This window comes from Paraburkholderia sp. 40 (assembly GCF_050434105.1).
In the GTDB taxonomy this organism is placed as follows: Bacteria; Pseudomonadota; Gammaproteobacteria; order Burkholderiales; family Burkholderiaceae; genus Paraburkholderia; species Paraburkholderia tuberum.
Map to the genome: position 1 here is coordinate 352,289 of NZ_JBNPVY010000004.1, position 11,990 is coordinate 364,278.

The window sequence follows — 11,990 nt, forward strand, 5'->3', positions numbered from 1 at the left end:
CGCCTAGCGTTGCGCGGACACGGCCGCGGCCGTGCTTGCTGCTGACGCATCCGATGGTGCATTCGATCCCGTCTGCGACGTATCGGCGACCACCTTGACCGGCGCCCCCGCATGCTCGCTCTGCAAACCGCTCACGATCACGCGGTCACCGGCGTGCAGGCCCGAGGTCACGATCCATTGGTCGCCGAACGCGTTGTCGGCGACCACGGTCGCCTGCTGGGCGTTGCCGGACGCGTCCACGACGTAGACGCTTGCCTTGCCGTCCGACGCGCGTGTTACTGCCATCTGCGGCACGAGTATCGCGTTGTCGTTCTCGCCTTCTTCCAGGCTCGCGCGCACGAACATGCCGGGCAGCAATTCGCGTTCGGGATTCGGGAACGTGCTGCGCAACGTGACCGAACCCGTGGTGGCGTCCACCGTGACGCCGGAGAACTGCAGCGCGCCGGGGTGTGCGTATTCCGTGCCGTCTTCCATCACCAGCGTGACGATGGCGCTGTCGCTGCCGGTCTTCTTCAGACGCCCGGAGGCGAACGCTTTGCGCAGCTTCAGCCATTCCGTGCTGGGGCGCGTGACGTCGAGATACATCTGGTCGAACGCCTGGATCGTGGCGAGCGCGGTGGTCTGGTCCGAGGTGACGAGCGCACCCTCGGTCACGGTCGATGCGCCGATGCGGCCTGAAATGGGCGCCCGCACGCGCGTGTATTCGAGGTTCACGCGCGCGGATTCGAGCGATGCCTCGTCGGCGGTGACATCCGCGGCATCCTCGCGAACGGCGGCAACCGCATCGTCGTAGTCCTGCTTGCTCACGGCGTTGATCTTCACGAGGTCCGTGTAGCGGTCCGCCTTCGTCTTCGCGGAGGCCAGCGTGGCGCGCGCTTTCTCGAGCGTGCCGCGTGCCTGGTCGTAGGCGGCCTGGTAGGCGGCAGGATCGATCTGGTAGAGCACCTGGCCCGCCTTCACGTCGCTGCCTTCCACGAAGAGCCGCTTGAGGATGATGCCGCTCACCTGCGGGCGGACGTCGGAGACCTTCTGCGAGGAAAGCCGGCCGGAGAGCTCGGTGGTCTCTACGATCCGCTGCGGTGCGAGCGTGAGTACGCCCACTTGGGCGGTTTGCGCGGGAAAGCCGGCGGGTGCGCCTGCTTGCCTGTTGCAGCCGGCGGTGCCCAGTATCGCGAGCATCGAGAGTGCTGCAAACAGCCGACGCGGCCTCCAACGCAGGCGGTGCAGGCGGTGGTGCGCATCGTGGATCAGGGTGGTTGGCGTCTTCATCTTTGACCTGTTGGACATCGCAATGCCTCGCAACGCGAGAACGGGACCGCACCGGGCGCCGTGGCGGGAGCCTTAATGGAAGCCGTAGCGGGACCGGGTGCTGGGCAAGGCATAAAGCTACCGATGCCGCATGTTTTCGTGCTTACGGAAACTTACTGTCCAGTGACGCATCAAGACCGGCGAAAGAGATTCGGGCGTTCGGCGCACGAAACGCGGGACGACGCGGCCTTTGCGTTAGCGACCGCAGATCTCAGTAATATTCCGAAAGCCAATCGTGCCCTTTCCGGGCTACGATAACCCCGTCCTCATGCCGCCCCGAATGCCTGAAGTGCACGCACCTTCCACGCCCGATTCCGCCCTGCAAGTCCTGCTCGTTGACGACGACGCCGAACTGCGCGATCTGCTGCGCAAGTTCTTCCAGCAGCGCGGCATCGCGTTCTCCGTATTGCACGACGCCACGAAGCTGGCGCGGCGGCTGGAACGCGAGCGCCCATCCGTCATCGTGCTGGACCTCATGATGCCGGGCGTGGATGGCCTCACGGCGCTCAAGCAGCTGCGAGCCAGCGGCGACACGATTCCGGTCGTCATGCTCACGGCCCGTGCTGAAGGCGTGGACCGTGTGCTCGGGCTCGAACTCGGCGCGGACGACTATCTCGGCAAGCCCTTCATGCCGCAGGAACTGCTCGCGCGCATCCACGCGGTGCTGCGCCGGCAGGGCCAGCCGCAGACCACGGCGGCGCCGGAGAAGCGCGCGCCGTGCCGGTTCGGACGTTTCGAACTCGATTTCTCGACGCGCACGCTCCTGTGCGACGGCGAACCCGTGAAGCTCACGGGCGGCGAATACGCGCTGCTCGAAGTGCTCGCCTCGCACCCCATGGAAACGCTTTCGCGTACGCGCCTCATCGAGCTGCTCCACGGCCCGGATGCCGAAGTCACGGAACGCGGCATCGACGTACCGGTGTGGCGCCTGCGCCGGCTGATCGAGGACGACCCGTCCAATCCCCGCCGGCTGCAAACCATGCGCGGCGTCGGCTACATGTTCGTTCCCGACAACCCGGCCGATGAAGAATCCGCTTGATACGGTGTTTGGCCGGCTCGTAGTTACCACGGTTGGCCTGCTCCTACTCGTGCACCTCACGTCGCTGCTGCTGATCGACCGCACACGGGCGAGCCTCGCCGCGTCCCATATTTCGCGCGTTGTGGAGGCCGGTGCACAAATGAGCCAGCAGGACACCGGGCACGAACGTTCCGTGGCGGACATCCTCGGCATTTCTCTGGTGGACATTCACGGGCTCCCGCCCGCCGACGCTCAGCGTTTCCTCAACGACACGATAGGGCCGCTCGAGCAGCGTCTGAGGCGCGTCCTGCCCGCAGGCAGCCACGTCGCGCTGGACAGCGAAGGCACGCTCCGCGTCCTGCCCGCGGGCAGCTCGCGCGGCATCGTGCTGCCGCAGGCGGAGGTGCCGCCGAGCCGTTTCACCGGCGTGCTGACGCTCACGCTGGTGTTCGCCATCGTGGTCGCTGTCGTGCTTGCCTGGCAACTCAACCGGCCGATCCGCGACCTCGCCGCAGCCGCGCGCGAGCATCGCATGGGCCATCACTTGAGCCACGTGCGCAAGCGCGGGCCGCGCGAGCTCCGCGAACTGATCGGCGACTTCGACGACATGACGCGCGAACTGGCCGAGGCCGAGCGCGAGCGCGCCGTGATGCTCGCGAGCATCGCGCACGATCTGCGCACGCCGATCACGCGCATGCAGGTGCGTGCGGACCTGCTTGCCGATCCGGGCGATCGCGATGGTTTCCTACGCGATGCCGAATCCATGTCGCGCGTCATCACGCAGTTCCTCGACTTTGCCAGGGAGAGCCCCGAAGGCTCGCCGCAGATCAGCGTGGATGCGCACTGCCGCCGCGATTACACGGACGCGCTGAGTCCTGGCGGCGAACAGGACGCAGACGCGCTCGTCACGCTCGACCTGCGCGCGGGGCCGGACTTCACGCTGCCCATCGTCGATGTCGACCGCATCCTGTCGAACCTCGTCGAGAATGCGCTGACCTACGGCGAGCCGCCCGTCGAAATATCCACGCGAGCGCATGAGGAGCTTTACGAACTCGCGGTGCGCGACCATGGTGCCGGCGTGCCCGCGCCCGACCTCGACCGCGTGCTGCGCCCTTTCGTGCGGCTCGATCCCGCGCGCGGTGGCACCGCGCATAGCGGCCTCGGTCTCGCCATCGTGCGCCGTCTCGTTCGCCATCACGGCGGCACACTTCAAATCTCCAACGCGTCCGATGGCGGCCTCGTCATCGCGATGATGTTTCGGAGGCGCAGCCCCACACGTTGAAGCACCCTAGTTCGTCGCCGCTGCGGGCAACCGCAACGAATCGCCGCTGCTGCGTGACGCGCTGCCCAGAGTGAGCCAGATGGCGCGCGCCATCGGCATGGACCAGAAAGGCGCGCGCCTCAGTCTGGATGGTGACCATCAGAAGCGGAGCGAACGAGCTTGATGTATTCGGCGTGGGCCCACGCGAGCGGTGTGGCTGAGCCCGTCGGCCCGCCGGTCACGAAGGGCGTGTTGGGCAGATCGGGCAGATCCCACAATTGCTCGGGAAGCAGACCGCGCGTTCCTGCGAACGCCTCGAGAGCGCGGATGTAGGGTGTAGGATCGCCACCAGCGGCCAATTCATCATGGCCGCGTTCGCCAGCAAGCAGCGGCCAGGGGCGCCCAACCCCGAAGGGAGACCCTCTCCGGACGTTCACCCCGCGTGACCTCTACGGCCGCATTTGGGGTTCAACGGTCATCAAGGTGCCCGGGTGCGGACAGATCGTCGCCCTATAGGCGATCGGCGGCGGAAAGCGGTAAAAAAATATGGCGTGGGCAAGTAATGGAAATCTTACTAATATGGGAAAGGTGGTCAGTCCGGCCAGTCCTGAATGTCGTGTCCTCCTTGGCGCCCATTCTGCCTATCCACTACTTCCGGCTGATTAGTCGGCGGAATGAGCGGACCAAATCGACCTGTCCGGTGCGAGGCTGTGAATGCCGTCACAATCCTGCTGCAATGGCGCGTTTCCGCGTGGACATCGAAAGCATTGGTACGGGGATTTGTCGTGACTTTTCCTGCGCAGGATCAGGGCGGGCCGCTTGCTGGACACGAGGATGCAACTTTCGGTTTCGCAGAGATTGCATCAAATCGCTGATCGAACTGGTTCCATATCCAGTCGCTGTTGTGGACGACTGGCTTACGATCATCTGCACCAACGCCTGCGCAGCATCGCTGCTCGGCTATACGACGGAAGAACTCTCCGGCATGTGCTGCGGCACAGTCTTTCCTCAGTTGACAGCACCCGGTGGAGAGTCCCCGACCGAAGTGCGATCTTTCGGTGATGAGCCGTCCGCCCGCGGCGCAATGAAACCCGTCATTGCAAGCCGCAAGGACGGAGGCTGTGTTGCCGTGAACATCAAGAGCACGCGGTGCCCAACCGAGCTTTCGCCCGCCTGGAGGCTGGTTTTCGAGCAGGTGAAAGCTGGTCGGGACGAGGAACTGGGGGCGCATCTGGCACGGATGTCGGAACTGGAGTTTATGACAGGTGGAGGAGCCCACGAGATCAGGCAGCCGCTGACGGCGATCCTGAGCAATGCAGAGGCGGCGCAGCGAATTCTCGGGATGGATGTGCCAAACCTGTCTGAGTTGCGCGAGGCGATGGCGGACATCGCGGATAGCAGCTTCAGGGCCAACGAAATTGTCCGGACGATGCAGCAGCTGGCCAGACGGGCTCCCCATGAAACGCTCCCCCTCGACATGGGCAACCTGGTCCGCTCAGTGGTTCAGCGCATGCGTCGCGATGCTGCCGTGCGCGACATACAGATGACGTTAGATATCGTCCCGGACTTGCCGGTCGTGCACGGCAACAACATACAGCTGCAGCAGGTCATGGCCAACTTGTTGATGAATGCATTCGATGCGGTAGAACGATGTTCCGCAGAGGACCGGGTTGTTTCCGTAGCAGCGATGGGCGCGCTGGACGGAAGCGGCGTGAGCGTTGCTGTGAGCGATCGCGGCCTGGGTTTGAGCACCGAGCAGATCGGCGGATTGTTCACGCCGTATATCACGTCGAAGGCACACGGGCTGGGATTAGGCCTGTCGATCAGCAGCACCATCATCACCATGCATGGTGGGCGCCTGTGGGCCGAAAGTAATGGCGAACGCGGCGCAGTGTTTCATATCCTGCTCCCCGCGCGGGGCACGGAAGAAGAAACCGGTTCGCCGCGAAAATCATGAACACGCTCCTCCCAAAGTGTTCGAGGTCGAGGACGACGAACGCGTGCGCAGCGCGCTCGTACGGCTGCTACGGTTAAGCGACCATCGGGTGAAAACGTTCGGAAGCACTGAGGCATTCATGGAACACGCGAATCTCGCCGACGTCCCGGCGAGCCTGCTGTGGACCTGCAACTTCCGGGCTGAGCCGGCTGGCTCTGCAACGTCGGTTGCGCGTGATGCTTCCGATTATCTTCAAAAGTCGTCGTTGTAGTCAGAGAAGCTCGAACCGCGGTTCAGGGTTGATCGCGTTGCAAAAGGGCGTGACTTGACGGTACCGATGACGGTATCAACCTGCCAAGTCGTCTTGAGATGCGTGGCTTTCACGATTTTTTAAGGCGGGGGGCGTTGATTTTCCGATGCGGCCCACCTAAAGCCGTTGAGTGCCAGGATGAAATGCCGGTATCGCTGGCGGTATCGGCGGGTGCAATGGGAGCCGAGCGAGGCTCTGCGGTGGGTTTGCGGCGGGTGGTTGTCAATTGAGTGGGTATGGTGCTCAGGTTTGCTTGCTTGATCCTGCGGCCGTCGTTGGCATGCTTAGCCGATCAATATAGTCGGCCCACTCCTGCATGACCCTGCGACGATCGTCGTCAAACGTTGTTCTGTCATAGGCCTTTTGTACATCGCCACGCTTGGCGTGTGCCAGTTGCGCTTCCAGTACATCGATATCCATACCGAGTCGTTCTCGTCCGACCGTGCGGAGCATGCCCCGGAAACCGTGCGTCGCGTGTTTTCCTTGAAAGCCCATCTCTCGCAGTGCTTTGCTCAATGCATCTCGATGTAAATGAGGAGTCTTTTGGCGGGCAGGGGACGGAAAGACATAGTGCCCCTTACCGGTAAGTGACTGCAACTCGTTCAGAACGGCGATGGCCTGTTTCGGCAATGGCACGATATGATCGTGCCGCATTTTCATCCGCTCGGCTGCAACATGCCATTCAGCTGTCTTGAGGTTTACCTCGTCCCACGGCACTGCGGCAACTACACCTGGGCGAAGGCCGGTCAGCATGGTGAGCTTGAGGGCGGCGCGTGTAATAGGCGACTCGTAGGCATCGATGGCAAGAACGAGCGGAGCGATGTCCGCAGGCCTGGTGATCGCTGGTATGTGGCCTTTCTTGTGGCGTGGCACAACGCCGCGGAGTGTCAAGGCGGCGCCATCTTCGCGCAGTCCGTTCTGAACGGCGTACGTCACGATGCCACCGACATATTGCCTTGCTTTGGTCGCGAGGTTGGGCGCGTGGGATGCGATCGCTTCGAGTATGGGCTTGACCTCCGGCGTGGCAAGCGTCGAGATGGGCTTGTTGCGGAGCGCGGGAGTCAGGTATTCGCGTACGACAAACTCCGCTTTCCGGTAGGTTTCGTCTGCCCATTCCTTGCGTTTGAAGTCGAGCCAACGCTGCGCCACGAGATGGAAGGCGCCTTCGGCTACGCGTTTGCGTGCTGTGGATTCGGCCCGGCGATGTTCTACCGGATCGGTGCCCTCGCGTACAAGATTGCGCGCGGTAGTGGCCGACCGTCGTGCATCAACGAGCGTGATATCGGGGTAGGGGCCGAGGCTGAGGAAGTTCTCCCTGCCCGTGCTCGGTCGTCGGTAGCGGAACAGCCAGGTCTTGGCGCCGTTTGGCTGGACTCTCAGGGCGAGTCCGTTTCCATCTGCGTGAAGGTAGGAGCGCGCACGCGCTTTAGCTGCACGGAACACCAACTCTGACTTCGGTTCGACGCGTCTGGGCATGGGTTTGCCCCCGAATCTGGTATACGCAACAGCATACGCAAAAATCGTCGATGTCAGTGGAACGCAAGGGATCTGTAGAGAACAAAAAACCCCGTAAGACGTTGACTTTACGGGGTTTCTCGGACTTCTTCGGCTTACGCCGGAATAGCTGTTGGTGCCCAGGAGAGGACTCGAACCTCCACGGTGTTGCCACCGCTAGGACCTGAACCTAGTGCGTCTACCAATTCCGCCACCTGGGCACGTCTTCAAGCTAGACCGCTATTTTAGCAAGATGATTAAGCTTGTCAATTCCTGCTTCAAACAAACTTGCTTTTCTCATCCGCTCGGTTGAACGCGCAGCGAAGTAATGCAATCGCTGCTGAACCACCGTCCTGCTGATCCGGCAATCGAAACACAAACAACGATTTCGACTACCAGGCCTTACAAAAAAGAGAGCCGCCAAAAGGCGGCTCTACTTTTGAATCTGGTGCCAAGAGAGGACTCGAACAGTCGCTATAACGTCATGATTTAAAGGCAATTTCTGCTCCCTAATCGCATGCGTATACGTTTGCGTATACGCAAAAAAAATGGATCACTTCGGGAAGATTCGATACTACGGAGAAACGGAGCGAGCTGGAACAGCGCTCGGTTGGCTGGAGACGAAACCGGGACTGGTTTGGCTGCAGCGCCCGTGCGTGCGCTCAATGGCGCTACTACTAGTCCAACGAATTTCGATATCTGCGCCGTGCTCTTGGCTGTGCCTCGTAACCCGGTGCACTACCGTGCCGGTCGTCAGACGGCCGCGATTTTTGCACGGGTTCGCTATCGCACGAGGCATGTGGGTGGTTCTGCATGAGGTGCAGGTGGTCGGAGGTTCAAATCCTCTCGCCCCGACCAAAGAAATCAAGGCCTTACAAGCAATGCTTGTAAGGCCTTTTTGCTTGGCGGGCGGATTTTGCCCCCACGTTTGCCCCCACACGACGGGCGGCTCTCGCGGGAACGGAGCGGAATTTTTGGCGGGGACGGGGGAGCGGACGCGTTCGTTGCTCAGTTCGGGACGGCTTTGCTCGCGCGTTTGCCGGTGCATGCTATGTCCACGGCAACCGCACACACCGGTAACGACATGCCGTTTTCTGACGGTTTCGGAGGGGCTAGCATTTTGCCGAACATTTCCGATGCCGTCGCGTCGCTGACGACAAACGCTACGTAGCGCCCACAGACGGCACAACGGACCCCGCTGCGGGACGTGGCGGCGAATATGAAGGCCGGCACGGTGGCGCCTGCCCGCTGACCGAAGCGGACTGGGTCGTGACGAAGCACGGCGTGTCGCTCGTCGGCCACACGAATGTTCCGTCGATGGTCGCGGCCGACGCGTCGTCGCTCTACGCGCACAATCTGCTCGACTTCCTGAATCTGATCGTCACGAAGGAAGGCGCGCCATCCCAATGTGATCGAGTCTTCCGGCGAGCGCGAGGAAGCGAACTAAGCAATCCTTAATTTTACCCCGTCACGACATCGACTCGCATAACGTTGTGCCCGGCGGACTCCTGAGTGCGGTCCGTTTTCTGCGTTCCATATACTGGGGTCCGCGATGACCACCTGCATTGTTCGTTCAGCGCGTCCGGAAGACTATTTCGCCGTATGTGCGCTATTGGTCGCTCAAGACTACGCAGACCGCCGGCAGGGGAATGGCTCGCGTCTTGCGCCCCTTGCCGAGCACGGTAAGAATCCAACTGCCGCTGTCGTCGACCTCGAGCCTCGGTAGCTGCGCCTCATCGGACCACACGAGTTCGAACAGTCGTACGCCGGCATCGCGGTACAGCGTCCAGATCGCTCGTCGCCGCGCGGCGACGAGCGCATCTTCCCCCGCAACGGCTTGAGCTACTGCTACCCGCTCATTGCATGCGGCCAGCAACGCCGGCGGCAACATACGCTGTGACGCGAAGCCGACCAGTGACGCAAACATGCTCGATTCATTCCCATAACCCGCAAGGCCAACACGTGAGCCTTGGAGAGTTGGACGTATTGGCGCGGTAAACGCGGTCATGTATGCAAGGTAGGGTAGCGCTTGCGCGCTATCACGCGCCCGTTCCCGGCGACAAGATATTGCTCTCGGCATCCTCAACGCGGCCCATCTCGATTGCAGATGGTGAGGTCTCCAAATGGTATTTTTCTTTTCATCGCGGCGGCGTGATGATGGAAAAGCGCTGCGGGCATAACCACATTTGAAGTCCTCTTCGGACGTCCCCGCAACGGCCGCATATCAACAAAATATTCGGAGACTGAGCCCGGCATGAAACGTAGATCTTCCGCTTGTGCGACGAGGTCGGAACTGTTCGCGCTGTCGATTTCAGGCGAGCAGATCAGTTGCTTGATCCGCGTCGTCTATCTGGCGTTCTACCTGCGGGATGCGCACGCGTGAAATAGGCCCACGGGGCGCGCACGATACAGAGTCCATACGCGTGCCGTACGCCGTCCAGATCCGCGGTCAGTCCCATGAGCGCACCTCGTTGTCGTGACGGTTCAAATAAGGTTCAGGCAGTGTCGTCGTCCGCGAAAATGCCATTTTCAGGCTCCGCGCCCTCGTGGTCGACACATTGAATGTGCCAGTGGCCACTCATCAGCGTCCTGCCTGCATTGGCGCACCATTGCGCACGCCCGGTCTCACCTTCGAACGGGCCGCCGGACACGTTCAGATCAAGCCCCTCAAGCACACAGCAGGGCACCGAATCGTGCGGGCCGCACACGAGTGTATTGCCGCAGTCGACTTGCAGCGTGCCCCATTCGGGCAGTTCGAGGCCCAGGTGCCCCTCGCGCGACCATTGCCGCGTTTCGTTGTCGAGCCACAGGATGGCAAATGCCATCGGATTGACACGGTCGAATGTGTCGAGGTGAATGGTCAGGCGCATGACTTTCTCCATCTGTACCACGTGCATCCGCAGTAAGCGACTAGTCGTTCGTTGCGGTTCATTGACTCAGGACCCACTGGATCAGCGTGTGGGCGTCTTCGGGCGTAATCGGTCCGCCGCGGTCAGGCGGCAGCGGCATGGCCATGTCACCCCAATGAGCCCTGCCGCCGACCCGCAGTTTGTGTTCAAGCATCACCTGTGCATTCGGCGCGTTTCGATAACGTTGCGCGATCTGCTGGAACGAAGGCGCGAGAAACGGCGCGTCGCGGGTATGGCAGAACATGCAATGCTGTTGATCGACGAGGGCGGTCGGCTCGGACTGCCCGAACGCCGCGCCGCTTGCTGTCAGCAGGAGCCCGACTACATGCGCGGCCAGGTAGGGCGGAAACATGGCTTTCACGAGACACACTCCACGAAAGGTTGCAGGCTCAGTCCAGGTTTGACGACGCGGTTGCAATTGACTCACGTCAAGCCGACGTTTGCCTGCGATCATTGACCGTTTGCTTGCGTTATCCGGCATCGTCGGCGCTATCGGACGAATCGAAGCGGCCAACCGTTTGAGCGAGGACCGAAACGCTGTCGCGCGGCAGGTGCATTTCGACACTCAGCGCACTGAGGTTGAGCCAGCCGCGCGCCGCGACAGCGAGTCCTGCGGCCGCGCAGAAGAGATAGACGTTCTGCACGATCGCGCCGGCGCTTGCCGATGCAAAAGGTTCGCGCTGCGACGGTGTGATGTCGTGCATGCGTGCAAGGTCGGCGACGTACACCAGATCGAGCGGCGCATCGCCCACGAAGTCCTGGTAGCCCGTCAGCCCGCGCAGATCGCTTGCGACGGCCAGGTCGAGGCGATGTCGGCGTGGATTGTAGCGATACAGTCCGCGCGCGAGCACCGCGTAGATGTCGATTTCATGCAGGGCCAGCACCGAGGGCGCGGTTCGCCCACCGTCCGGCTCGCGATTGATGCCGTTGGCCGCCCACAGCAAATTGCTGAGTATCGTGTCGTCCAGCATGTCGGCCGCGAAGCGGCGCGTTGTGCGGCGTTTCGCAAATGTTTCCATGATCGGCATGCCGCCGGCGCGCTCGGGAGCAGGCAGTTCGATGTGCTCTGACACCATGCCGGTGACCGGACGCGTACGCGCCTGATCGCGCGGTGTGGTGCCAAGTCTGAATAGATGTTTCATGAACACGTCATCCTCGTGCAAGCCGGAACTGCAAACGGCACACAGTCATCGTGTACCACCGCGGCATTTAATGATTGACTCAAATCAACCCGGCTTTCGCGAACGCGGAGCTGTTCGAGGCCTGCCGTCAGGTGATGTCACTCGCTTGATCCGAGTCAACCAGGATCGCCACCAAAAAATTGGCGACGTTTCAAGCGCGTCTATTCTGAACACATCGGAGCGCCGAGCGTGGTCGCACTCAGGTTGTCCGCGCCGCTTCCGTCGGCTTTATTCAAGCCACGTCCTTTCACGCTCACAGGTACCGGCCATGCATATCCATTTCCCGCAGGAACGTCCCGAGTACTGCGCGCGCGATCTCGTCGTCGCCTTTCCGGCGGAGGTCGACGGTGAGCGCGTGCAGTGCGCCATCACCGCGGAGGCGCTGGAAGACCACTTCGGCGCGCCTTCGTTGCGTGAAGACGATCTGATCGAAGCGTTCGATACACACCGGCTGCCCATCGAGGCCGCCGCGCGAAATTTGCTGAAAGAAGTGGGCGCGAAGCCGGTCATGATGCACAGCGGCTACTTCCGCTTCCGGGATTGAAGCCGCGCGGCCGGGCCGCTGATCGGCCC

General features: G+C 61.9%; 12 protein-coding genes, 1 tRNA gene and 1 pseudogene. 7 read left to right on the forward strand and 7 right to left on the reverse strand.

Annotation, left to right across the window (positions count from 1 at the left end):
• Window positions 1-3: 3 nt before the first annotated feature.
• A complete protein-coding gene (locus OKW28_RS23265) occupies window positions 4-1,269 on the reverse strand; it encodes an efflux RND transporter periplasmic adaptor subunit (protein WP_429454425.1) in 1,266 nt (421 codons plus the stop codon).
• 319 nt (window positions 1,270-1,588) lie between these two features.
• Between OKW28_RS23265 and OKW28_RS23270 the strand changes: the two genes are divergently transcribed.
• The 3 genes from OKW28_RS23270 to OKW28_RS23280 all read left to right on the forward strand — a co-directional run bounded on the left by OKW28_RS23270 (window position 1,589) and on the right by OKW28_RS23280 (window position 5,544).
• Window positions 1,589-2,347: a response regulator gene (locus tag OKW28_RS23270; RefSeq protein ID WP_429449278.1), complete on the forward strand. Its 759-nt coding sequence runs from the start codon at window positions 1,589-1,591 to the stop codon at window positions 2,345-2,347.
• A complete protein-coding gene (locus OKW28_RS23275) occupies window positions 2,331-3,608 on the forward strand; it encodes an ATP-binding protein (RefSeq protein WP_429449280.1) in 1,278 nt (425 codons plus the stop codon). Before OKW28_RS23270 ends, OKW28_RS23275 begins: the two co-directional genes overlap by 17 nt.
• 730 nt (window positions 3,609-4,338) lie before the next feature.
• On the forward strand, window positions 4,339-5,544 hold the full coding sequence (locus OKW28_RS23280; RefSeq protein WP_429449282.1) for a sensor histidine kinase: 1,206 nt from the start codon (window positions 4,339-4,341) through the stop codon (window positions 5,542-5,544).
• Between the two features lie 532 nt (window positions 5,545-6,076).
• Here the strand turns inward: OKW28_RS23280 and OKW28_RS23285 are convergent.
• Window positions 6,077-7,309: a tyrosine-type recombinase/integrase gene (locus OKW28_RS23285; protein ID WP_429449284.1), complete on the reverse strand. Its 1,233-nt coding sequence runs from the start codon at window positions 7,307-7,309 to the stop codon at window positions 6,077-6,079.
• 152 nt (window positions 7,310-7,461) lie between these two features.
• Window positions 7,462-7,548 (reverse strand) — tRNA-Leu (locus OKW28_RS23290).
• 970 nt (window positions 7,549-8,518) lie between these two features.
• Here OKW28_RS23290 and OKW28_RS23295 point away from each other — a divergent pair.
• Window positions 8,519-8,725: pseudogene (locus OKW28_RS23295) on the forward strand (NAD(P)(+) transhydrogenase (Re/Si-specific) subunit alpha); the annotation flags it as partial.
• Window positions 8,726-8,936: 211 nt separating this feature from the next.
• Here OKW28_RS23295 and OKW28_RS23300 read toward each other — a convergent pair.
• The gene (locus OKW28_RS23300) at window positions 8,937-9,254 is read right to left on the reverse strand and encodes a hypothetical protein (protein WP_429449285.1); all 318 of its coding nucleotides are present in this window, start codon (window positions 9,252-9,254) and stop codon (window positions 8,937-8,939) included.
• A gap of 83 nt (window positions 9,255-9,337) precedes the next feature.
• Here OKW28_RS23300 and OKW28_RS23305 point away from each other — a divergent pair, with 83 nt between their 5' ends.
• Together OKW28_RS23305 and OKW28_RS23310 are read left to right on the forward strand one after the other, a co-directional pair.
• Complete coding sequence (locus tag OKW28_RS23305) at window positions 9,338-9,517, forward strand: hypothetical protein (protein ID WP_429449287.1); 180 nt, start codon at window positions 9,338-9,340, stop codon at window positions 9,515-9,517.
• A 64-nt stretch (window positions 9,518-9,581) separates the two neighbouring features.
• Window positions 9,582-9,710 carry a hypothetical protein gene (locus OKW28_RS23310; protein WP_429449289.1) on the forward strand — a complete coding sequence of 43 codons (129 nt, stop codon included), beginning with the start codon at window positions 9,582-9,584 and terminating at the stop codon, window positions 9,708-9,710.
• A gap of 112 nt (window positions 9,711-9,822) precedes the next feature.
• Here the strand turns inward: OKW28_RS23310 and OKW28_RS23315 are convergent, their stop codons facing one another.
• The 3 genes from OKW28_RS23315 to OKW28_RS23325 all read right to left on the reverse strand — a co-directional run bounded on the left by OKW28_RS23315 (window position 9,823) and on the right by OKW28_RS23325 (window position 11,378).
• Entirely contained in the window at window positions 9,823-10,197 is a 375-nt protein-coding gene (locus OKW28_RS23315; protein WP_429449291.1) for a DUF3564 domain-containing protein, read from the reverse strand.
• 58 nt (window positions 10,198-10,255) lie between these two features.
• Complete coding sequence (locus OKW28_RS23320; RefSeq protein ID WP_429454426.1) at window positions 10,256-10,588, reverse strand: c-type cytochrome; 333 nt, start codon at window positions 10,586-10,588, stop codon at window positions 10,256-10,258.
• A 118-nt stretch (window positions 10,589-10,706) separates the two neighbouring features.
• Window positions 10,707-11,378 (reverse strand): nitroreductase family protein, encoded by a 672-nt coding sequence (locus OKW28_RS23325; RefSeq protein WP_429449293.1) that lies wholly within the window; start codon window positions 11,376-11,378, stop codon window positions 10,707-10,709.
• A 307-nt stretch (window positions 11,379-11,685) separates the two neighbouring features.
• On the opposite strand from OKW28_RS23325, the gene OKW28_RS23330 reads away from it, so the two are divergent.
• Complete coding sequence (locus OKW28_RS23330; RefSeq protein ID WP_090804945.1) at window positions 11,686-11,961, forward strand: DUF1488 domain-containing protein; 276 nt, start codon at window positions 11,686-11,688, stop codon at window positions 11,959-11,961.
• Window positions 11,962-11,990: the final 29 nt, after the last annotated feature.